Source organism: Nitratireductor sp. B36 (assembly GCF_020833685.1).
Classification (GTDB): domain Bacteria; phylum Pseudomonadota; class Alphaproteobacteria; order Rhizobiales; family Rhizobiaceae; genus Nitratireductor.
In genome coordinates, this window is sequence record NZ_JACKZY010000004.1 from 1 (window position 1) to 22,111 (window position 22,111).

At 59.5% G+C, this 22,111-nt stretch carries 22 protein-coding genes; 10 read left to right on the plus strand and 12 right to left on the minus strand.

What is annotated here, in order from left to right; genetic code table 11:
- Nucleotides 1–30: 30 nt before the first annotated feature.
- Complete coding sequence (locus H7H48_RS16235; RefSeq protein WP_229450106.1) at nucleotides 31–279, minus strand: hypothetical protein; 249 nt, start codon at nucleotides 277–279, stop codon at nucleotides 31–33.
- Nucleotides 280–708: 429 nt separating this feature from the next.
- Nucleotides 709–1,500: an IclR family transcriptional regulator gene (locus H7H48_RS16240; protein ID WP_255664013.1), complete on the minus strand. Its 792-nt coding sequence runs from the start codon at nucleotides 1,498–1,500 to the stop codon at nucleotides 709–711.
- A gap of 194 nt (nucleotides 1,501–1,694) precedes the next feature.
- On the opposite strand from H7H48_RS16240, the gene H7H48_RS16245 reads away from it, so the two are divergent.
- The 8 genes from H7H48_RS16245 to H7H48_RS16280 all read left to right on the plus strand — a co-directional run bounded on the left by H7H48_RS16245 (nucleotide 1,695) and on the right by H7H48_RS16280 (nucleotide 10,790).
- On the plus strand, nucleotides 1,695–3,266 hold the full coding sequence (locus tag H7H48_RS16245) for an ABC transporter substrate-binding protein (protein ID WP_370633422.1): 1,572 nt from the start codon (nucleotides 1,695–1,697) through the stop codon (nucleotides 3,264–3,266).
- 100 nt (nucleotides 3,267–3,366) lie between these two features.
- Nucleotides 3,367–4,218 carry an alpha/beta hydrolase gene (locus tag H7H48_RS16250; RefSeq protein WP_229450109.1) on the plus strand — a complete coding sequence of 284 codons (852 nt, stop codon included), beginning with the start codon at nucleotides 3,367–3,369 and terminating at the stop codon, nucleotides 4,216–4,218.
- A complete protein-coding gene (gene ggt, locus H7H48_RS16255) occupies nucleotides 4,215–5,828 on the plus strand; it encodes a gamma-glutamyltransferase (RefSeq protein ID WP_229450110.1) in 1,614 nt (537 codons plus the stop codon). Before H7H48_RS16250 ends, ggt begins: the two co-directional genes overlap by 4 nt.
- Before the next feature lie 21 nt (nucleotides 5,829–5,849).
- A complete protein-coding gene (locus H7H48_RS16260; RefSeq protein WP_229450111.1) occupies nucleotides 5,850–6,824 on the plus strand; it encodes an ABC transporter permease in 975 nt (324 codons plus the stop codon).
- A 6-nt stretch (nucleotides 6,825–6,830) separates the two neighbouring features.
- Complete coding sequence (locus H7H48_RS16265; RefSeq protein ID WP_229450112.1) at nucleotides 6,831–7,763, plus strand: ABC transporter permease; 933 nt, start codon at nucleotides 6,831–6,833, stop codon at nucleotides 7,761–7,763.
- Complete coding sequence (locus H7H48_RS16270) at nucleotides 7,760–8,734, plus strand: ABC transporter ATP-binding protein (RefSeq protein ID WP_229450113.1); 975 nt, start codon at nucleotides 7,760–7,762, stop codon at nucleotides 8,732–8,734. The genes H7H48_RS16265 and H7H48_RS16270 overlap by 4 nt, the downstream gene beginning before the upstream one ends.
- Nucleotides 8,731–9,759 carry an ABC transporter ATP-binding protein gene (locus tag H7H48_RS16275; RefSeq protein ID WP_229450114.1) on the plus strand — a complete coding sequence of 343 codons (1,029 nt, stop codon included), beginning with the start codon at nucleotides 8,731–8,733 and terminating at the stop codon, nucleotides 9,757–9,759. Before H7H48_RS16270 ends, H7H48_RS16275 begins: the two co-directional genes overlap by 4 nt.
- Nucleotides 9,756–10,790: an AbrB family transcriptional regulator gene (locus H7H48_RS16280; protein ID WP_229450115.1), complete on the plus strand. Its 1,035-nt coding sequence runs from the start codon at nucleotides 9,756–9,758 to the stop codon at nucleotides 10,788–10,790. Before H7H48_RS16275 ends, H7H48_RS16280 begins: the two co-directional genes overlap by 4 nt.
- A gap of 77 nt (nucleotides 10,791–10,867) precedes the next feature.
- Here H7H48_RS16280 and H7H48_RS16285 read toward each other — a convergent pair whose 3' ends face one another.
- The 9 genes from H7H48_RS16285 to H7H48_RS16325 form a co-directional block, all read right to left on the minus strand.
- Nucleotides 10,868–11,212 (minus strand): RidA family protein, encoded by a 345-nt coding sequence (locus H7H48_RS16285; protein WP_229450116.1) that lies wholly within the window; start codon nucleotides 11,210–11,212, stop codon nucleotides 10,868–10,870.
- The gene (locus tag H7H48_RS16290; protein ID WP_229450117.1) at nucleotides 11,209–12,369 is read right to left on the minus strand and encodes an FAD-binding oxidoreductase; all 1,161 of its coding nucleotides are present in this window, start codon (nucleotides 12,367–12,369) and stop codon (nucleotides 11,209–11,211) included. The genes H7H48_RS16285 and H7H48_RS16290 overlap by 4 nt, the downstream gene beginning before the upstream one ends.
- A 9-nt stretch (nucleotides 12,370–12,378) precedes the next feature.
- Nucleotides 12,379–13,764: an NAD(P)/FAD-dependent oxidoreductase gene (locus H7H48_RS16295; RefSeq protein WP_229450118.1), complete on the minus strand. Its 1,386-nt coding sequence runs from the start codon at nucleotides 13,762–13,764 to the stop codon at nucleotides 12,379–12,381.
- Nucleotides 13,761–14,060 (minus strand): (2Fe-2S)-binding protein, encoded by a 300-nt coding sequence (locus H7H48_RS16300; protein ID WP_229450119.1) that lies wholly within the window; start codon nucleotides 14,058–14,060, stop codon nucleotides 13,761–13,763. The genes H7H48_RS16295 and H7H48_RS16300 overlap by 4 nt, the downstream gene beginning before the upstream one ends.
- Entirely contained in the window at nucleotides 14,044–15,150 is a 1,107-nt protein-coding gene (locus H7H48_RS16305; RefSeq protein WP_229450120.1) for an FAD-binding oxidoreductase, read from the minus strand. The genes H7H48_RS16300 and H7H48_RS16305 overlap by 17 nt, the downstream gene beginning before the upstream one ends.
- A complete protein-coding gene (locus H7H48_RS16310; protein ID WP_229450121.1) occupies nucleotides 15,147–15,947 on the minus strand; it encodes an ABC transporter permease in 801 nt (266 codons plus the stop codon). Before H7H48_RS16310 ends, H7H48_RS16305 begins: the two co-directional genes overlap by 4 nt.
- Entirely contained in the window at nucleotides 15,944–16,804 is an 861-nt protein-coding gene (locus H7H48_RS16315) for an ABC transporter permease (protein WP_229450122.1), read from the minus strand. The genes H7H48_RS16310 and H7H48_RS16315 overlap by 4 nt, the downstream gene beginning before the upstream one ends.
- Nucleotides 16,801–17,859 carry an ABC transporter ATP-binding protein gene (locus tag H7H48_RS16320; protein WP_229450123.1) on the minus strand — a complete coding sequence of 353 codons (1,059 nt, stop codon included), beginning with the start codon at nucleotides 17,857–17,859 and terminating at the stop codon, nucleotides 16,801–16,803. Before H7H48_RS16320 ends, H7H48_RS16315 begins: the two co-directional genes overlap by 4 nt.
- A 148-nt stretch (nucleotides 17,860–18,007) precedes the next feature.
- On the minus strand, nucleotides 18,008–19,057 hold the full coding sequence (locus H7H48_RS16325; protein ID WP_229450124.1) for an ABC transporter substrate-binding protein: 1,050 nt from the start codon (nucleotides 19,055–19,057) through the stop codon (nucleotides 18,008–18,010).
- A gap of 109 nt (nucleotides 19,058–19,166) precedes the next feature.
- Here H7H48_RS16325 and H7H48_RS16330 point away from each other — a divergent pair, with 109 nt between their 5' ends.
- Nucleotides 19,167–20,096, plus strand: a complete 930-nt coding sequence (locus tag H7H48_RS16330; protein WP_255664021.1) for a LysR substrate-binding domain-containing protein — start codon at nucleotides 19,167–19,169, stop codon at nucleotides 20,094–20,096.
- Nucleotides 20,097–20,159: 63 nt separating this feature from the next.
- On the plus strand, nucleotides 20,160–21,263 hold the full coding sequence (locus H7H48_RS16335) for a LacI family DNA-binding transcriptional regulator (RefSeq protein WP_229450126.1): 1,104 nt from the start codon (nucleotides 20,160–20,162) through the stop codon (nucleotides 21,261–21,263).
- Here the strand turns inward: H7H48_RS16335 and H7H48_RS16340 are convergent.
- A complete protein-coding gene (locus H7H48_RS16340) occupies nucleotides 21,235–22,098 on the minus strand; it encodes a PfkB family carbohydrate kinase (protein ID WP_229450127.1) in 864 nt (287 codons plus the stop codon). The genes H7H48_RS16335 and H7H48_RS16340 overlap by 29 nt on opposite strands.
- Nucleotides 22,099–22,111: the final 13 nt, after the last annotated feature.

Below are 22,111 nucleotides of genomic sequence, written 5' to 3' on the forward strand. Positions count from 1 at the left end.
CCAGCCCCCCCGGGTAGCCTCACGCCAGCTTCATTCAACCACGTGCAACAGTGAATTGCTCACCTTGTGCTCGATCCCCCGTGCCTCCACGGCCAGGGGCAGCTGTAAGACAAATGATTCCGAACAAACGAATCGCGAAGGCCCACCGTTGAATGTGTTGATGAAGCCGTATTGCGCGGGTTTGCCGAGCCCGGTGTCGTGCCACTCGACACCACGACGCCGTTGCCAAACGAGGATGGCACTCGATGTCAGTTCCGACCCATTGTCGCTGACCACCATGCAGCATAGCCGCGCTGTTCTGCGATGGCATCCAGTTCCTGAGCCACGCTTTCGCCCGACAGCGCGTTGTCGATGATCGTTGCCCGTCACGCGTGGCGGAAGCTTTCGATAACGCACAGGATACGGAAGCGTCGTTCGTCAAAACGCGTACAGGACACAAAGTCGAGTGACTATCTCTGGTTCCCTTCTTCCGGGATCGCCATGGATCCCCGTGGGCCCAAGCCCCGCTTACGGATGCCGGGTTTGCAGCAAAGAACAACCGCCGACATAGCGGCTTGGTATTCGTTCAAGATACCGATGTTCTGTTCTTCCGAGAATAGCGAGCGCTTGATGAACTGTCTCCTTCATTGAGGAACAGGCTTGCGCATAATCGAGAACATCTCAGGCGAGCAGGTCATAAGCGTCCGCGCCCGGCGCTGTCCGCACTGCCTAGAAAGACAAAGGCTCCCGCGCCCGGCCCGCGCCATCGTCTTCCCTCCAGCCCAAAGCATGTGAGAGCCGCGATGCCGACATCGTGGTCAGCCGGATAATGTGTTCAAGTTCAGATTCCTGAATCCTGAACGCCGGAGCTACCACGTGCACCGTTGCGACCACTGAATTGTCCAGAGTAAAGACGGGGGCGGCGCACGATACCTGATGGTCGCTGACCTCACCGCGGCTGACACAATAACCCTGGCGGCGAATCCGTGTGAGCTCGGCAAGAATGGCTTTGCGGGAGCGTGGCGTGTTTGCAGTAAGCGCGGCGGGTCTCAAGGGAACGCATTTATCGATGAACGCCTGTGGCTGGAAGGCCAACAGACACTTGGGCGAACCTGCATAGAGAGGACGACGGCGTCCCACATTCGCGTGCACCCTCAGGTCCCGCGAAGGCTCGGCCTTCGCGACGCACAAGGCTTCCATGCCATCGATCGTCCTCAGCTGCACGGTCTCGTTCACCCGCTGGCACAGTTCTTCGAGAATGGGCGTTGCCAGGCGGATCATATCAGTTTGCGAGCTGGCGGTGATTCCCAGAACCAGCATGGCATCGCCCAGGCCATAAGCGCCGTCTTTCGTCCGCTTTACGATCTGACGCTGTTCCATTGTATGCAACAATCTATAGGCGCGTGACTTGTTGAGCCCTGTTTTTCGGGCGAGATCCGTCACGCCGATGTTCGGCTTTCGGGCCACTTCCATAAGAAGGTCCAATGCCTTATCAACTGATTCTACTATATAATTTTGCATAGCGCTCTTAATCGAAGTCGATCTCTTTCAGGGTATTTTATGCGTTTTATCTGACGAAACAAGTGCAGAATAAGTTTGACAGCCTCGTTTGCTCGACTGTTTACTCAGGCCTGTTGAAGAACACGAAGTTCAAAAAATCGCGGCCGGTCGAAGGCCACCGCGAAACAACCAGGGGGAAGAGATTGACCAAATTCATGACCCGGCGGAGTTTTCATGCCTCGGTGATTGCGCTGATCGCTGCTGGCGCCATTCCCGCATCCGCTCAGGAGGCCGCGCTTTCAATCGGCATGGCCGCGCCCATCACCTCGCTTGATCCGCATGAGGATTCCAACTCACCGAACAACGCCACCAGCCGCCACATCTGGGACAGTCTGATCAATCGCGGCGGCTCGGCGGAAAACAAACCCCAGCTCGCAACGGAGTGGGAGGTCGTCGACGACACGCACTGGCGTTTCAAGCTTCGCGAGGGTGTTACCTTTCACGACGGCTCATCCTTTGACGCTGAGGACGTCGTGGTTTCGCTCATCAGAGCCCGCGACAAGGAGAGCCAGGCCTTTGCCTCCTACACCCGCAACATCGCCAACGTGACTGCCGAAGACGACCACACCGTCGTGGTCGAAACGACGGTCCCGGATCCGATGATCCTGAATTCGCTCAGCCGCATTCGCATTATCAGCTCGGAATTTGCCGACGCACCGGTTTCCGATTTTGAGAACGGTCCCGCGGCAGTTGGTACGGGCCCCTTCAAACTGGTCTCCTACACACCGGGGGACCGGATCGAACTGGAGCGGAATGAGGATTACTTCGCCGGCCCGGCGGACTGGTCCCGTGTGACCCTGCGGCTTGTACCCGACGATGGTGGCCGTCTCGCGTCCCTTCTGGCCGGGGATCTGGATCTGATCGAGAACCTTCCTGCAGAGGGTGTGGCGCGGGTCGAGTCCAATGATGATCTGAAAATCATCCGCGGTCAGTCCACCCGCCTCGTTTATCTTGGTATGGATGTTTCGCGCGATCAAACACCCTTTGCCACCGCAAAGGATGGGTCGCCACTGGACAGCAACCCCTTCAAGGATGCTCGCGTACGCAAGGCGCTGCTGATGGCGATGAACCGCGAGGCCATCGTTGATCGTGTCATGCAGAAGAACGGCACGGTTGCCCATCAATTCGTTGCCGAGGGCTTTTTCGGACATTCCGACGAGGTTGAGGAGGTCGGCTACGACCCGGAGGCTGCGAAGGCCTTGCTTGCCGAAGCTGGTTATCCAGACGGTTTTGCCCTTACCATTCACGGCCCGTCCGGACGTTATGTGAATGACAGCGAAGTCTTGCAGGCCGCAGGCCAGATGTTCTCGCGCATCGGCATCGACACCAAGGTGGAAGTGATGCCCTGGTCGGTTTATTCAGGCAAATATTCCGATGGTGAGTATTCGCTCTTCCTTGGCTCCTGGGGCGTGAACACCGGAGAAGTCTCCAATCCGGCGCTGGCTCTTGTGGCAGCACGGAACGCTGACAAGGGCACCGGACGCTACAATGGCGGAGGCATCGATGTTCCCGCGATCAATGAGCTTCTGGATCAGGCGACGTCCACGCTCGATGAAGAGGCAAGAGAGCCTCTCCTTCAGAAAGTCTCGGCGGCGACGTTCAACGATGTCTGGCTGTTGCCGATGCACTACGAGAATGTGGTGATGGGTGCGAAGAACGGCATCGAGTTCAAACCGCGCGGGGACAAATACACGCTCGCTTATGAAGTGCACAAAGCAGGCGAGTGACGCACACTTCGCGGGAGGCGCCTGGTTCGCCTCCCGCATAGCTCTCCCATTATAGGGCGTTCCTTCGGGCCCGCCTGCATTAAACATCTCAGGAGTACACATGCAGGAGCTTGCATCCAGCGGTGCGGCTTTGCGCGCGCGCGCCATCTATGACTATGGTGAGACCGCAATCATAGCGTCCAGCATCGATCCCCGGTTCCACATGATGCTCTACGTCCCCCCGGCGGCGGCCGAGGGGAAAAAGGTCGATTTGCTCGTTGCCGTCCACGGAACCGGCCGAACCTCGGCTTTCGAGTTTCGTGACGGGTTCGCGGAATTCGGTCTTTACAATGACTGCGCGATCCTGTGCCCGATCTTTCCGGTCAATGTGCGCGGTGATGGAGCGCGCTCGGGCTACAAGTACATGCAGGAAGGCGACATCCGTTACGACAAGGTTCTTTTGTCCATGGTCGAAGAGATGTCCGGGAAGTATGGGCAGGACTGGTCGAAGTTTGCGATTTTCGGCTATTCGGGTGGCGGTCATTTCGCGCACCGCTTCGCCATCCTCCATCCAGAAAAACTATGGGCTGCAAGCATCGGTGCACCTGGATCAGTGACGCTCCTCGATCCGGACCGCGATTGGTGGGTTGGCGTGCGGGACGTGGCCGAACGCTTCGGCAAACCCTTCGATGCATCAGCCCTCGCACGCGTCGCAGTTCACATGGTTGTCGGTGATGCAGATCTCGAAACCTGGGAGATCGCCCATGCACCCGGCTCGGCCTATTTCATGGAAGGCGCCAATGACGCCGGTGCCACCCGACCCGAACGGCTGCGCAGTCTCAAGGCTTCCTTCGAGGCGGCCGGGGTAAATGTGACTTTCGACCAGCTTCCGGGCGTGGCGCATGATCGGATGAAATGCATCGGCCATACGAAAGCTTTCCTGACCCGCACTCTCAAGGATATGCGCGCATGAACCGCAACGCTACGATTGTTGCTCCGCAACCAGAGGCAGTCGAGGCCGGCGCCGAAGTGCTGGAACGTGGCGGAAACGCCATTGATGCGGCACTAGCATGTGCGTTCGTTCAGGGCGTTGTCGATCCGCAGATGTGCGGCATTGGCGGCTTCGGATCGATGCAGGTCTACATGCCGGATCGCGGCATCCACGAGATGCTGGAATTTTATGCGCTCGCCCCCTCCGCGGCGACACCCGATATGTGGCTCGACAAGCTTCTGGGCCAAAGCCGGGACGGGTTTGGCTTCATCCTTGAAAACAACATCTCCGAGATCGGCTATCTGGCCTGTTGCACCCCTGCTTCGCTCAAGGGATATGAGCGCGCCCTGAAAGATTACGGCACCTGGGATTGGGGCGACCTCATTGCGCCAGCCATCAAATATGCCGAAGAGGGCTTCAAGATTCGGCCGCACATGCACTGGTACTGGACCAAGGACCAGACTGGTGACGGGCAGGTGAACACGCTGGACAAGCTGCGATATTCGCAAACCGGTCAGCGCGTCTATTTCCACAGCGACGGCAGACTTCGCGAGGTCGGCAACATACTGACCAATCCTGATCTCGGGCGTACACTGCGACGGATCGCAGAAAGCGGCTCTTCAGACATATTCTATCACGGTGAGATCGCCGAGCAGATTGCGGCGGATTTCGCGGCCAATGGCGGATTGATCGCGATGGATGATCTCGCACAGTACGAAATCACCAAAGCAGCGCCGGTTTGGGGCAGCTACCGCGGTCGCCGGATTGCCTCCAGCCCTCCGCCGGGTTCCGGCTTTCCCATGATCGAATTGCTGCACATTCTGGAAAACTTTGATCTCGCCGCGATGAAGCACGGCTCCACAGACTATGTGCGCACGCTGTTCGAGGCGATGAAACGCATGACCATCGACAAGGACAAGCATATGGGCGACCCCGCCTATGTAGATGTTCCGGTGGAGGAGCTGCTGTCCAAGGAGCACGCTGCGGAACTCGCCGCGCAGATCAAGCGGGGAGAGCGCGCCAGCGTGGAACGGCTTGATATGTCGCAGCGGGACACCACGCATATCTCGGTGGTGGACAAGCAGGGCAATGCCGTGGCTTTGACCCATTCGCTGGGAAGCCCCTCCGGCGCCATCACGGAGGGGTTGGGCTTCATGTACAACGGCTTGATGAGCCGCTTTGATCCGCGACCGGGCAAGGCCGCATCGATTGCACCCCGCAAGCGCAGGGCGAGTTCAGCGGCACCGACGATCGTGTTTGAAGGCGACAGTCCCTCGATCGTCATTGGTGCACCCGGCGGCAGCTACATTGCGCCGACGGTTGCCCAGGGGATCATCAACATGATCGACTTCGACATGAACATCCATGCCGCGGTTTCCGCACCGCGTTTGGTCGGCGTGTCCAACAGCATAGACATCTGCAACCGCATCCGGCGTTCGGTGGCTGAAGAGCTGCGTGAGCAAGGCTATGAAGTGTTGCGCTCGCCACAAGCTTATGCGTTCGCCGCGCTGCATGGTATCCGGATAACGGACGGGGTCTCTTCCGGCGCTGCAGATCCGCAGCGTGACGGTATGGCGATCAGCGTCGACTGAGCCGGAAAGCGACAACAAACCATGGTCACCACCCTCATACGACGTATAATTCAGGCTGGGTTCGTCATTCTTGCGATGACGGTAATCGTTTTCCTTGGTGTGAACGTTATCGGCAACCCGGTCGACATTCTCATCAACCCCGACCTGAACCAGGCTGAGCGGCTGCGTGTGATCGAGAGCCTGGGGCTGGACCGCCCGTTGTGGCAGCAATATCTGAGCTTCCTGCACGGTCTCACGGAAGGGAATTTCGGCAACAGCTTTGTCTATTCCAAGCCGGCGCTCGATGTGATTCTTGAGCGCTTGCCCGCGACGCTGGAGCTGGCGCTCTGTGCAATGGTGATCGCGATCGTCGTTGGCCTGCCTCTGGGGCTCTATGCCGGCCTTTATCCGAACCGGGTCTCCTCACGGGTTATCATGACCGGCTCCATTCTCGGCTTCTCGCTGCCCACCTTTTGGGTGGGGCTCATGCTGATCCTGCTGTTTGCCGTCCAGCTCGGCTGGTTGCCGTCCAATGGGCGCGGCGAGACCGCAATGTTGTTTGGGGTTCGCTGGTCTTTGCTCACGTGGGATGGGCTCTCGCACCTGCTGCTGCCTGCATTGAACCTCGCCCTGTTCAAGACGTCGCTCATTCTCCGGCTTACCCGGGCGGGCGTGCAGGAGGTCATCATGCAGGATTACGTCAAGTTCGCCCGCGCCAAGGGTTTGCGGGAAAACCGCATCATTCTGGTGCACATACTGAAGAACCTGATGATACCTGTCGTAACGATCATCGGACTGGAGTTTGGCTCTTTGATCGCGTTCTCCGTGGTGACCGAGAGCATATTTGGCTGGCCGGGCATGGGGAAGCTCATCATCGACAGCATCAACCTGCTCGATCGCCCGGTAATCGTCGCTTACCTGATGATGATGGTGGTGCTCTTTGTCTCGCTGAATTTCATCATTGATGTCTGTTATACACTGCTGGACCCGCGGGTTCGGCTGGATGGCAAAGGCTGAAGCGCCATGGAGTCGAAAATCGCCACTGAAGCTGAAAGCCCCACTGCACAGACTGGTCAGCGCCCGATCAGCAGGCGTATCTGGCCCGCGCTGCGTCACTTCTTCTCGTCGCCGGCGGCACTTGTCGGATGCATCGGTTTGGTTGTCGTGCTGTTCACCGCCATCTTCGCGCCGTGGATCGCTCCCCAGAACCCCTATGATCTGCTGCAACTCGACATTATGGACAGTCGTCTGCCCCCCGGTTCGGAGAGTTTCTCAGGTGTGCCCTATCTGTTGGGAACCGACGGCCAGGGCCGCGATATCCTTTCCGGCATCATGTACGGGCTGCGCACCTCCCTGATCGTCGGCATTGCGTCGGCATTCGCGGCCGCACTTATCGGCACCACTTTGGGGCTCATGGCTGCTTATCTTGGGGGACGTACCGAGAATTTCATGATGCGCCTGGTGGATCTGCAATTGTCCTTCCCCACCATTCTCATGGCGCTGATGGTGCTTGCGATCCTGGGCAATGGCGTGACGAATGTCGTATTGGCAATCATCGTCGCGGAATGGGCGACCTATGCCCGCACGGCGCGTGGGACGGCGCTGGTAGAACGGGAGAAGGAATACATCGATGCGGCGCGCTGCTTGCGCGTTCCCGGTCGTCGCGTGCTCTTGCGCCACCTTCTGCCCAACTGTCTTGCCCCGATCATCGTGATCGCCACCATGCAGGTCGCCCGCGCCATCGGGCTTGAAGCGACCCTTTCCTTTCTGGGGCTGGGCGCATCAGTCACCCAACCCTCCTTGGGAATGCTGATCTCCAACGGGTACCAGTATCTTCTCTCTGGTCTCTACTGGATCAGTTTTTACCCTGGCATCGCCCTGCTCATCACGATCGTATCCATCAATCTGGTGGGTGATCGGCTTCGCGATGTGCTCAATCCGAGGAATGCCCGATGACCGCGCTGCTTGAAGTTCGCAACCTCGTCACCGAATTTCCCGGTGAGGCGGGAAACGGCCTGCGCGCGGTGGATGACGTGTCGTTTCGTCTGGGGCGCGGTGAGGTGCTGGGGCTGGTGGGCGAGAGTGGTTCCGGCAAAAGCGTCACGGGGTTTTCCATCATGGGGCTGGTGGACTGGCCTGGGCGTGTGACGGGCGGGCAGATCCTGTTTGATGGTGAGGATATCGCCAATGCTGACGCGGAAACCCGCCGTTCCCTTAGGGGCCGACGTATCGCCATGGTGTTCCAGGATCCCATGATGACGCTCAATCCCGTTTTGCGGATCGGCACGCAGATGACCGAGGCATTGCATGCCCATGAACGCATGAGCAGCGCGGCTGCGCGTGAGCGGGCCCGTGATGCGCTGGGGCTTGTGGGTATACCCAGTCCGGAGGAACGCCTGGACGCCTATCCTCACCAGTTCTCGGGCGGTATGCGTCAGCGCGTGGCGATCGCGATTGCACTGCTTCATCGACCCGATCTCATCATCGCGGATGAGCCGACCACCGCGCTCGACGTCACCATCCAGGCACAGATCATTTCCGAGTTCCAGAAATTGACGGAAGATCAGGGGACGGCGGTCATCTGGATCACCCACGATCTCGCAATCGTTTCCGGTCTCGCTGATCGCATTGCGGTCATGTATGGCGGCCGCATTGTGGAGACGGGCAATATCGAAGATGTACTGGTCGCGCCCAAACATCCTTACACGCACGGTTTGATCCGCTCTGTGCCTTCACAAAACAGTCGCGGCCACAGATTGGCGCAAATTCCCGGGGTGACACCAAGCCTCGCGCGGATGCCCGAAGGATGCGCGTTCCGCACCCGTTGTGAGCGCGCAACAGACGCCTGCACCGCGCGGCCGGGACGCTTTGGGGACGTGCTGGCCTACCACCGCTGCTTTCATCCCCACGAGGAGGCTTTGGTATGACAATGGCAGAGACCGTCGCCGGCGCCTCCACGCCGCTGCTTGAACTTCGCCAGGTGTCCTGCCGTTTTGGCGCGCGACCTGACCTTGCTGCCCGGATTGCAATTGCACTCGGTGCGGCCAAACCTTTCCCGATTATCCATGCGCTGGACAAAGTGGATCTGACGATCCGCAAGGGGGAAGTGCTGGGTCTTGTCGGAGAGTCCGGTTGCGGGAAGTCGACGCTCGGCAGAATCGCCGCAGGAATATTGCCGCCATCGGCGGGACAGGTTTTCTGGAAGGGTGAGGACCGGGCCACGTTGCGTGGAAGCCGGCAGCGGGATGCCGATCTCGAAGCGCAGATGATCTTCCAGAATCCGATGGCAGCGCTCAATCCAAGGATGACGATCGAAAAACTGGTGGCCGAGGCCCCAAGCATCCATGGCCTTATCAAAGGCAGCACCAGCAGCTATGTGGATGACTACCTGACCAAGGCGGGGTTTGATCCGGCGATGAAGAAGCGCCTGCCGCACCAGTTTTCTGGGGGGCAGAGGGCGCGGGTCAACATTGCGCGTGCGCTTGCGGTACAGCCGGATTTTCTTGTCTGCGATGAAAGCGTCGCAGCGCTCGATGTGTCCATTCAGGCGCAGATACTCAATCTGTTCATGGATCTGCGAGAGCAGCTGGATCTGACCTATCTGTTCGTCAGCCATGATCTGGGGGTCGTGGAGCACATCTCCGACCGGGTTGCGATCATGTATCTTGGACGGGTCATTGAGGAAGCGCCTGTGGCCGAGATTTTCTCCCGGCCAAACCATCCCTATACCCAGCAATTGCTGGCTGAGGTGCCACGCATCAGACCAGGAAAACGACGCTTTGCTGCAATGAAGGGGGAGCTGCCGAGCCCCCTCAATCCGCCGAAAGGCTGCCACTTTCATCCGCGCTGCCCGCACGCACATGAGCGATGCAGAGTAGAAGTTCCTCAAAAGCGCGAGATTGCCCCGGGGCACGTTTCGGCATGCCATCTGAACGACAAGCAGGCGGTATGAGCGGAACAGGACGCATTCCCGGCTTCATCCTTGCCTTGCTGCTTGGCGCCACGGGCGGAGCGCTCTTCACCTGGATCGGGATGCCGCTTTCCTGGATGCTTGGCTCGATGACCGCCTGCGGCATTGCATCAATCATGAGTCTGCCGGTTCGCGGTTCCACTCTCGCCCGCCCGCCCATGTCGGCCGTGATCGGAACCATGCTGGGTTCCCAGTTCGGGCCGCACACTCTGGAGAGTGCAGCGATGTGGTGGCCGGCACTCCTCGCATTGGCCGCTTATCTCGCGGTGGCGGCTGTTCTGTGCAATGTCTACCTGCGCCGCGTCATTCATCTCGATCGGCGCACGGCCTTCTTTTCGGCAATGCCGGGCGGGCTCGTTGATATGGTGTTGCTTGGCGCGGAAAAGGGCGGTGACGAGCGGACCATCGCTTTGATGCACTCTTCACGCATCTTTCTGGTTGTGCTGAGCCTTCCGCCACTGATGACGTTGATTACGGGAGCTGATCCGGGCGCACGTGTGGCAACCTGGCGACCACTCTCCGACATGGGATCGGCTGATGTGTTCTGGTTCATCGCAACACTCGGGGCCGGGATCGGGCTCGGAAAATTGCTGCGATTGCCGGCGCCATATCTGATAGGTCCAATGCTGGTGAGCGCGGGGCTGCATTGGACGGGTGCCTCTGGTTTCGTCGTGCCAAGCACGGTTATGGCCGTAGCGCAGGTGGTTCTTGGAACCGTCGTCGGTTGCCGCTTCGCCGGCACCGCGCCAAAGCGCATTCTGCATATTCTGATGACCTCTGCCGGCGCTACGGCAATCCTGCTTTCGGTGGCCGTCATCTTTGCTTTCGCACTCCATCGGATCATTGAAGTGCCGGTCGAAGGAATCCTGCTGGCTTTTGCACCCGGTGGGCTTGCTGAGATGAGTCTGGTTGCGCTCGCGTTGAATCTCGAGGTGGCGTTTGTGGTGGTCAGCCATATAAGCCGCATCGGTATGGTCATTCTTGCGGCGGGCCTGCTCGCATCCAGGGATTGAACATGGTCTGGTTGAACCACTTCCGGCCATCATTATGGCCGGAAGGTTTCTCCAGACAGTCTAGCGGCAGAACACGTTTAGCGTGCCGCTGAGACCACCACTTCGATCAAGGTGTCCTTGCCCAGCTCGGCCACCCCGATCGTCGCTCTCGTGGGCAGGTGTTCCGCCGGCATCCATTCCAGCCAGGCCTCGTTCATACCCTCTTTTTGCGAGAAGTCGGAGATGTAGATCATTGCGGTGAGAAGGTTCTCCTTCGAAGATCCCACCTGTGCCAGGAGGGCATCGATCTTGGCGCAGATCTGTTCTGTCTGCCCTTTCATATCCAGCGACTTGTCATCGGCGACAAGGCCTCCGAAATACAAGACGCCATTGTGCTCGACGACCCGATGGTTGATGCGGGTCTGAATATGTCTCTTGATCATGAGAGTTCCTTCTGTGCTCTGGTTGGATCTTGCGGAAAGCGCTTGATTGAAAATGGCTTGATCGGAGCCTGGGTGCTGCCGGTGGCGATCAATTCCGCCATGATGTCGCCGACTCCCGGTCCGAGCTGAAATCCGTGAGCGGAGAAGCCAAAGGCGTGGAAAGCACCCGGCGCGTGTGCCGCGGGCCCGATAACCGGTATGCCATCCGGCATCAGCCCCTCGATTCCCGCCCAGGAGCGAACGATCTGTGCGCCACGCATCACGGGGAAGATGTCCATCGCGGTCTGCGCGGAATGACGCAATTCGGACATCTGCATATGTGTTCGATTGTTTGCCGGCTCCGGCACTCCCGGTCGGCCACCGCCGATAACGACTGTGCCGTTTGGCATCTGTTTGAAGGAGAGCGGACGGCCCGCCGCTCCGACGACCGCGGTACAGAATGGGCGCAGTCGTTCCGTGACGATCATCATTGGAGCATAGGCTCTTACGGGGGCATGATCGCCGATCTGCCGTGCGATCTCGCCTCCCCAGGCCCCGGCGCAATTCAGAACGAAACGCCCTGTAAACTCCTGCGCTCCAGCTTGCACCTTCCACTCCTCTCCGGACCGGGAAACGCGTTCGACAGGCGTGTGCTCCAGAACACGCACGCCCATCTGTTGGGCCTTGCGCTGAAAGGCGAAGGTCGTTTGGTATGGCTGGGCAAATCCGTCATCGAGAGATGCGATGGCACCGACACAGTGTTGGGCGACCGCCGGCAGATACGTGCGCATTGTCTGCCGGTCCAGTATCTGCTCATGGGTGTAGCCCAGGCTGTTGAGTTCCGCGACGCGCCCACGCAAGGTTTCGAGCTCTTCTGCAGTTTCTGCGACCTTGATCTGCGGAGACGGTTGAAAACCACAATCGTCATCCAGCAGGTCCGCGATGCGGCGCCAGATGGACATGGAATGAAGCGAAAGCGGAATTTCCGCGACGTGCCTGCCGAGCTTTCGCACGCCCCCGGCGTTCACTCCCGAAGCGTGCCGGGCCACCGTGTCCTTCTCGAAAACGATGACCTGAAGACCGCGCATCGCTGCGTGCAGAGCTGCGGAGCAGCCATGAATACCGCCGCCGATCACAAGAAGGTCGGCGGTCCTATGCTGAAGTGATGCCATCGCCATGATGTAGCCTCAGAGCGGTTCGTCACGCGTCGGTTCGCGTTCGAGCTGAGCCAGTTCGGAAAGGAGAAGTGGTTTCAGCGGTGGGCGCAGGCGATAATATCCGATGGACTGCGGGTTCTCCTTCCGCCGCTCCGCTATGATGGAGCTGACCGCGAGCCCGCACATCCGACCCTGACAAGGTCCCATGCCGCTTCTCAGGAAGGATTTGATCTGGTTGGGGCCGGGCGCTCCGAGATCGACAGCTTCGCGGATGGCCCCGGCGGTCACTTCCTCGCAACGGCACACGAGAACGTCGTCGTGAGGCACCATGACTTCGTCAGACGGCGCGTAGAGCGTCTCCAGAAACGGCCTGATGGCTTCGTCGCGGCTGAGCTTTTTCTGCAGCGCCCGGATTTGGGTGCCTTTGTCGTCCCCCAGCTTCTGCGCAACACGAAGGGCGACAATCCTGCCTCGGATTTCTGCGGAGTTCGCCCCGGCTATTCCGGCTCCGTCGCCTGCGACGAAGACGTTCTCCACGCTGCTTTCGAAAAACGCGTCCAGTTTTGGAATGAAACAGCGCTGGCTCTCACTCCATACATGGTCGCAGCCAAGCAGACGCGTTGCCTGCTGATTGGGGACGACACCCTGGTGCAGCGCGACGCTGGTTGTCTCAATACGGTGTGCCCTGCCGTGGGCGGAAAAACACACTGCCTCGGCGCGTTGGGCGCCTTCTATGCGAATATCTCGGGCGCCGGTGTAATGCGGCACGCCAGCGCGCCGGATTTGCCGCATCATCGCCATGCCCTTGCGCAAGTAAGAGAGCGCCGAGAGCGCACGCGGAAGATGCCGGGCAGCCTTGAGGTAGTGGCTTCTGTCGATGGTTTCGATAATGGCCTTCGGTGGCCCGCCCGCCTCGATCATCTGTTGTGCAAGCAGGTAGAGCAGAGGCCCGCTTCCGACGAGCACGACATCGTCGCCCACACCGCCATGAGCCTTGAGGAGGATCTGCAACGCACCTGCTGTCGTAACGCCCGGGAGGGTCCACCCGGGCATTGGCGTGGGGCGTTCCACCGCGCCCGTTGCGATGAGGAGATGCCGCGTTGAAATCTGGGAAGAGCCGCCATTACGCGAATAATCGATGCTGAGATCGGGGTTTATGTTCCAGACAGTGGCTTCAGGAATGTAAGTGGCGTTGGAGGCGCGAAACGCCTGAGCGATCGACAAGCCTTTCCCGTAATCCGGGCCCAGCAATTTCCGACGTTCCTCCGGCACGGTTTCAATCCCGCGGTAGATTTGGCCGCCGGGAGCGGGCTGTTCGTCAAGCAGGATGACGGAAAGGCCGGCATTTGCGGCTTCCGTCGCAGCCGCCATTCCCGCCGGGCCGGCACCGATAATGGCAAGGTCACACGCATTCATTCGATTTCAACTCCAATGGCACCTTTCTGGCGGCGCACTGACATGCCTTCGCGCACGGCCACCATGCAGGCCTGGCGGTTCGGAACCCCGTCAATCTCGACCAGGCATTCAAAGCACACGCCCATCAGACAGAAGGGGCCGCGCTGGCTTTGGGAAACTGGCGTGTCGCGGAAGTGGGTTTCACCTGCAAGCATCAGCGCGGAGGCGACGGTGTCCCCGGGGGCTGCATCGATGGAACGGCCTTCGAAGGTGAAGGAGACCTTTCCGTTTTTGGGGGCGTTAATGCGCTTGAACATTCAGTCTCTCTGTAGAAAAGGCAGACATGGGTTCTTCCAGCCGGCCGCGAGCGATCATGGGGGCGAGCGTGCGTGCGTGCGCACCCGCCAGGGTGACGCCGGAGTGGCAATTCACCGAGAAAACGCCTGGATGGCTGTCGGATTGTTGGTAGATGGGAAAGCCATCCGGGCTCATGACGCGCAGCGCCGCCCACGAGCGCACAAGCCGCAAATCCTTCAGAAAGGGGAAGGAGCGGATTGCCCGGGTCGCGATATCCGCCATGATGCCGGTGCGCGAGGTCAGGTCAAAACCTGCATCCTCGTGGCTGTCGCCGAGAAGGAATGAGCCCTCGTCAGTCTGCCGGATGAACACAGTCGGCATGGAGAATTTCATCTCCGTGCGCTCGGTTACCAGGATCTGCCCTTTCTGAGGAAAAACCGGAACCTCCAGGCCGACGAGAGGGCCAAGTTTGCGGTTTCCAAGGCCTGCAGCCAAGACAACCTTGGCTCCTTTGAAGGAGCCCGCCGCGGTGGTTACGCGGTAACCGGAGCCATCTTTTTCAATGTTCTCGACGCGTGCCTCGTTTCGATAGGCCCCGCCGAAACGCGTGATGCTTTCGTGCAGTGCTCTCAAAAGGTAGAGCGGACTTGCATGTCCATCATGGGGTGACCAGCTTGCGCCCACGACCTCCGGGCCGATGCCGGGCAGCATCTTTATCAGCTCGTCACGCTTGATCATCACTGCCCCGTAATCGGAGCCGTGGACATTGTGCATGCGCTTGATGAGAGCGGATTGCCGCTCCCAGGCTTCCTCTGAGAGGCAGAGATGGACACCACCGGCCTTGTGATAGGCGGTGTCGACGCCGGTCTGTTCCTGAAGCTCCTCGGAAAAATCAGGCCACACGTCCGCCGAATGCCGGCTCCACCGTGCGTATTCGGGCATGCCTTCGCCTTTGGACTGGACCCAGACAAGACCAAAATTCCCGCGCGAGGCCCGGAATGCCACATCGCCTTCGTCCAGAACCAGAACCTTTTCGCCAAGCCTGCCAAGCCCGTGGGCCACGGCTGCGCCGACCAGGCCACCACCGACAACGATTGTGTCGTAGTTCATCGCGCTTCTCCTCCGATCAGCAGCCTGTCCAGTCCGTAGAGCTTGTTGACTGCGAGCATCAGCAACACCGTCAATAGGATCACCATTGTTGATATCGAGGCGATCAGAGGATCAGTCGTCTGGGTGATGTGCGAGAAGAGTCGCACCGGCAGTGTGGTGGTTGACGGGTTCACGATGAACACTGTCACGGTGAGTTCGTCAAAGCTGGTTATGAAAGCCAGCACCCAGCCTCCCACCACGCCCGGCAGGATGAGCGGCAGTGTCACACGGCGAAACACTGTCCAGTGCGATGCACCGAGCGAGGTTGCGGCCATTTCAATGGATCGATCGACCCCCGTGACGGAGGCTAGCACCAGCCGCAGCACGAAGGGCGTAACGATCACGGCATGGCACAGAACGAGCCCTAAAAAAGTGCCGTTGATATCGAACAGGCTCAGAAAGCGCAGGAACGCGACACCAAGAACCACGGTCGGCACCGTGAGCGGCGACAGGAAAAGCGCCTGCAATGCGTCGCGCCCGCGGAAGCGCTCCCGCCCGATAGCGAGTGCCGCCGGCACGGCAAGAAGCGTCGACAATGTGGCTGATGCCAGTCCAAGCTCCAGGCTGATCCAGGCCGCGTCGATGAAATCGGGATTGTCGAGGATCGCCTTGAACCAGCGAAGCGAAATCGCGCTCGGGGGGAACTCCAGATAGCCCGTGGGCGTGAAGGAAACCCCGATCACCACGAGGAGCGGGCCCATCATGAACAGTGCGAAGAGGGCATTGAAACAGAGGGCCAGAAAGCCATTGCGATTCATTCGAAGACCCCCGAATAGCGGCGTTCCACCAATTTGTTCCAGGCGATCATGATGGTCAGGACCGACACCAGAAGCAGGATCGCGATAGCGGCACCCAACGGCCAGTTGAGCGTGTTCAAAAACTCGTCATAAACAGTTGTCGAGACCACCTTCACGCGCCGCCCACCCAGCACTGCCGGGGTGGCGAAGGCGCTGGCAGAAAGCGAAAACACGATAAGCGAACCGGACAGAACGCCAGGCATGGCCTGCGGCAGAACGATGCGCATGAAAATGGTGAATGGCCCCGCGCCAAGCGATTCCGCCGCCCGCTCGGTGGCGGGATCCTGGCGCTGAAGCGCGGCCCAGACTGCGAGGATCATGAACGGGATCATGACATGAACCAGGGCGACGACAATCCCGGTGGATGTGTACATCATGCGGATGGGTGAGGTGATAAGCCCGATGTCACGCAGGAATTCGTTGATAACCCCCTTGTTGCCCAGCAGGATCGCCCAGCCCAGCGTGCGCACCACAACAGATATGAGAAGAGGACCGAGCACGATGAGCAGCATGAACGAACGCCAGGCGGGTTTCATGCGGAAGAGAATATATGCCTCCGGTAGCCCGAGCACGGCGCAGATGGCCGTGGTGATGAAGGCAATCAGAAAGGTGCGGCCGAAGATCTCGTAGAAATAGGTGTCGCTCAGCACCTCGGCGTAGTTCTCCAGCCCGAACGTGTTCTCGATGCCTCCATAGAAAGAGAAGCTGTTGAAGCTGAGCAGGAAAGTCATCGCCAGTGGCGTAACGAGCAAGGCCGCGAAGAGCGTCAGTGCCGGAGCACTGAGAAACCAGGGTGTCGCTTTGCCGGAAACCGTCATGATGCCTCTCCGCGTGGTAGGAGCCGCATGGCCTCCGGCTTCCAGGAAAGGTGAAGGCGTTCGCCTATGCCGGCCTCGCGTCGACCCAGATTGCGCTGCATGACAAGCAGTTTTCCGATGGGCGTATCGACCCGGAAAAGCCAGTGATCCCCCAGGAACACCCGCTCGACCACGTCGCCGGAAAGGGTTGCCTGGACCTCATCGGTCAACTCGATACGTTCGGGGCGAAGTGAAAGCTCGACAGGCCCGTCCGGCAGATCAGTGTCGGGACCTGGAAGGCGGACATCGTCAATGATGATGTCTATCTTCTTGCCCTTTCTCCGCAGAACGGCCGGAAGGCTGTTTGTCTTGCCGAGAAATGTCGAGATGAATGACGTTGCCGGCTTCTCATAGACGTCGAACGGACTGTCTTCCTGAATGAGGCGTCCGCTTTGCATGACCGCGACCCGGTCGCTCAATGCCATGGCTTCCGATTGGTCGTGCGTGACGAGGAGAGTGGTGACCCCGGCCTCCTGTTGAATTCGGCGGAGTTCAAGCTGCATTTCCTCGCGCAGCTTCGCGTCGAGATTTGAGAGCGGCTCATCGAGCAGAAGGAGCTCCGGCTCGATCACAAGCGCGCGGGCGAGCGCCACACGTTGCCGTTGTCCACCACTCATATTACGCGGGAAGCGGTCTCCCAGGTGTGACAGGTGAACAAGGTCGAGCGCATCGGAAACGCGCCGCCGCCGCTCGTCGGCTGGCACATTGCGCATCTCCAGTCCGAAACCCACATTCTGTTCGACCGTCATGTGGGGGAAAAGTGCGTAGGTTTGAAACACGATGCCAAGCCCACGTTTCCGCGCCGGGACGGCGCCGAGATCACGGCCGTTCAGCATGATCTTGCCGGAGGTGGGTTGGGTAAAGCCTGCGATCATCTGCAGCGTGGTCGTCTTGCCGCATCCCGAAGGCCCTAAAAGCGAGACGAACTCTCCGCGCTCGATGCTCAGATTGAAGTCCTCGACGGCGACCACCGCATTGTAGCGCTTGTTTAATGCTTGAAGCTCAAGAAAAGCCATTGTCAGCCCGTGATTGAAAGCTGGTTGATCCATCATCGCCGCGCCCGCAGGGCAACGTCAGCCCCGGGGGCGAAGCCACCCGGTCTCCGCCAGATGGCGGCAGCGGTAACTTCGCCCGGAACGGGGATGACGATTTCCAGGGTTGCGATCAGCGTTCGATTTCGCGTGCCCAACGCTTGGTCCACTCTTCGCGGGCCGGGTTGATCGTGTCCCAGTCGACGGCAATCAGCTTGCCGATCTGCTCAGGCCCGTAAGGAAGCGAGGCAGCCAGCTCCTCCGGCAGCTCGGCATTCTTGTTGACCGGACCAGAGCCCATGGCATCGGCGAGGCGCACCTGGATTTCCGGTTCTAGCAGGAAGTCAACGAAGGCGTTGGCCAGATCGGACACATCGCTTTCGACCACTGGACATGCAGCCAGCATAAGAGCGACAGCGCCCTCCTTGGGATAAGCGAACTTTGCCGGAAAGCCTGTGTCGGCAAGGGACTTTGTACGGCCCGAACCCCAGATCGAGAGGGCGATTTCCTCCGATTGGAAGAGCTCGGACATCTTGCCGGATGAAGGCTCGAACACCAGGATGTTGGGCGCGACCTTTTCCGCCATGGTGCTGAAGCCAGGGTCGATATTCTTTTCCCCGCCACCATTCAGGCGCGCCATCATCACAAGCGTGTGCAGGCCATATGTATTCGAGATCGGCGGGATGGACAGGATCTGGCTGTATTTTTCGTCCGCCAGGTCCATCCAGCTTGACGGCGGCTCCCAACCTTCGCGTTCAAACCACGCGGTGTTGTAGGTAAAGCCGGTGGCCACAAAGCCGATCCCGATCGAATTGGGCCCAAGCTTCGCGATGTCATAAATGTCATCGCCCGGTGTGGAGGATGTCATGGGCGCGCAGAAGCCGAGAGCGTCGGCCTGATACATCGGACCGTCGTCAAGAATGACAACATCCAGCTCCTGATTGCCCTTCTGCGCTTGGAGTCGTGCAAGGTTCTCCGTGGAGTTTCCTGGCACGAATTGGATCTTGACCTCATGTCGGCTTTCGAATTCAGGGATGATGAGTTCCTTCATCAGCGTTTCGAAAGACCCTCCATACCCCCCGACGGTCAGCGTCTTCTCCTGCGCCAGTGCAGCCCCGGTGGCCAAGACCGAGCAACTCGCAGCCAGCATTCCATGCGCCAGCGATCGCCAAATCCTATTCATTGTCTTCCCCTTTGTTCTTGTGCGGTGGCGCGCCTATTCAAAGGAGACGGCATCTGAATTTCAAATCATATTATTTGCCCTCGGTATTCCAAAAGGTTATGTCTTTGCGATGCGCAAAACCAATGTCCGACAAATCGAAGCCTTCAATGCTTTCATGACGAGTGGCTCTGTGACCAAAGCCGCAGAGGCGTTGCATGTCAGCCAGCCGGCTGTGAGCAAGCTATTGAAACTTTTCGAGGATTCCTGCGAGATAAGGCTGTTCAATCGCGAGACGGGCCGTCTTGTTCCGACACCCGAGGCACGGGTGCTCTACACGGAAACGGCCAAGCTGGAGGCAGGTGTGCTCCGGGTGCACAAGGCTGCGCGGGAGATTCGCGAGTTCGACCGGGGGCAGCTAACGATTGTCGGGTTCCCTGCCATCGGTCTTCAGCTCATACCGCGTGTTGTGGCCGACATGCTTGGTCGTGACACGGGGCTTAAAGTCACCCTCCTGACGCGCACTTCACCCAGCATTGCGGATGTGATGCTCACGCGATCAGCGGATTTCGGCCTTTCGCTGGTGCCTGCCACCCACAGCATGCTTCACTGCGAACCCTTTGCGCAGTTGCCGATGATCTGTGCGCTTCCGGCAGACCATCACCTGGCCAGCAAGCAGGTGGTTTCACTGCGGGATCTTTGTGACGACCCGTTCATCGCGCTGGGGCGAAGCGACATGTCTTACCCGGCAATCTATGAAGCCTTCCACGCAATCGGGATCAGTCCACGTGAGGTTGCCGAGGTTCAAATGCTGGAAGCCGCCTGCGCCATGGTGAGTGCCGGTTTTGGTGTCTCGATCATCTCCAGTCTGGCCCTCGTTGCGCCCCAGGACCCCAGAGTCGTCTTCCGCCCGCTCGCCGAGCGCATTGAAACGTCCATCTGGCTGATCACGTCGCACGTGCATGAGTTGCCGCTCGTGGGACGCGAGGTGATCAACCGCATACGGGATGCGGTTTCCCGGATAGACATATCCCAAACGCTCATTCCAGCTTCCAGGAACTGATTGATGAAAGAGGTGGCTTGCCGGAGCGGCGGCTTTGCGAGATAGAGGGCCCGGAGGGTCGCTGTGACACAGGATAAAAGCCGCAAGGTTACGATCGCGGAGGTTGCCAGACTGGCAGGGGTGGGCACGGCCACCGCCGGCCGGGTTCTGGGCGGCTATGGCTACAGCAGCGAGGATGTGCGCAATCGCGTTCAGGAAAGCGCCCGCAAGCTCGGCTATCGACCCAACCAGCTTGCGCGCAGCCTGATCACCGGCGTGACCAAGACGATCGGTGTCGTTGCCGGGGATATCCAAAGCCCGTTTTATTCCAGCGTTCTCCGTGGGATCTACGATGTTTCGCGTGCCGAGGGCTTCGGCATTCTGCTGACCGGCAGCGATGAAGACCCCCAGAAGGAGATTGAGGCCGTAGAGCTGCTCATCCAGAAGCAGGTGGATGGTCTGATTGTTGCCCCGGCTCAATTGTCAGGCGCGAAACACCTTCAGGCTTTTGTCGCCACAGGGAAGCCCCTGGTCCAGATCGACCGTATTGTCGAAGGATTGGACACCGATGCTGTGACTGTCGACAATGTGTCGGCGTCCAGACGCTGCACGGCTGAGCTTATTGCGGCCGGCCACCGGCGCATCGGTATCGTGGCCGAACTCGAATGGTGGCAGGGCGGGAATCTCGAGGATTTTATCGCCGGCGTCTTGGCGGGCACGGTCTTGCCGGATCATCTGTTTCCCAGTTGGCAACGCCTGCTTGGCTATCTGCAGGCGCATCTGGAGGCCGGAGTATCCGTCGATCCGGCACTTGTGGCACGTGTCGGCACCTATTCGGTCGATGCTGCCACTGAAGCCATAGCATCCTGTTTCCGAAACACTGCCCCCCCCACCGCGTTCTTCTCCACCGATGGCCTGATGTCTGCTGCGCTGATGGGCGTATTGAAGGAAAAGCGGCTTTCGATTCCGGAAGACATCTCACTGGTGTGCTTCGACGACCTCGACTGGATGCAATTCCACGAGCCGACGATCAGCGCCGTTGTGCAGCCGACAAGAGAGGTCGGTGAAAGAGCCGCGCGGCTGGTGCTCGACCGCATCGTCGATGGCGCGCGGTCGCCATCCCGTTCTGTGTTGAAGGCCGACCTGATTCGGAGAGAGTCTATTCAGCCGCCGGCGAGCTCTGGTTGAGCGTGGCTCGCGCCATCTCGAGTTGTACCGGGAGATCGATGGGCACCCCATAGCCGACGGCCCCATAGTAGGAGCAGGTTTTGGCAGCCGCCGCGGCAGCGGCCGACAGCGTGTCGCCTGGATTTTCCTTCGTCATGAGACCGACCAGGGTTCGGGCGATGAAAGTGTCGCCGGCGCCAAGAGTGTCCACCGCCTCAACTGAAACAGCTTGCATGTCGTATTGCGTGTCGCCGTTAAGGAGAACGGCGCCATCGCGCCCTCGGGTTGCCAGCACCCATTGCGCGCCTGCATTTCTTATCGTTCGGGCAAGCTCCACCGCATCCTTCTGTGAGAGATGGCTGGTGGAAACGGACGCCAACAGGCACAACGGAGCGACTTGAGCGATATGGTCCGCTTCGTGACGAACGGCAAAATCATAGGAAAGAGCTGTTCGCTGAGCGATCTCCGGAAGCCATGGGTCAAGCGCGCTGCTTTGGCCCACATGGGCAACGTCAAATCCTGACAGGAAATCGAAATCGTCCATATCGGGGATGAAGCGCGAGACGCCGAAATCATTGTTGAGGAACACCCTGTCCCCGTCCACATGGCCGATGACACAATAGGCCGTGATACCTTCGACAGTGCGCAGTCGTTCTATGCCAACGCCTTCCTGCAGCAGAACATCGCGCATATGCCTCCCCGCCGCGTCGTCGGCCATAGCGCCGACATAGGCGCTATCGGCGCCGAAGCGGCGGGCAAAGACGGATACATTGTAGCAATTTCCTCCCGGATACATCAGCCCGTTGGAGAGGTAGCAGTCGACATCATTGTCTCCGATCGCCGCGATTCGAACCATTTTTCTCTATTCC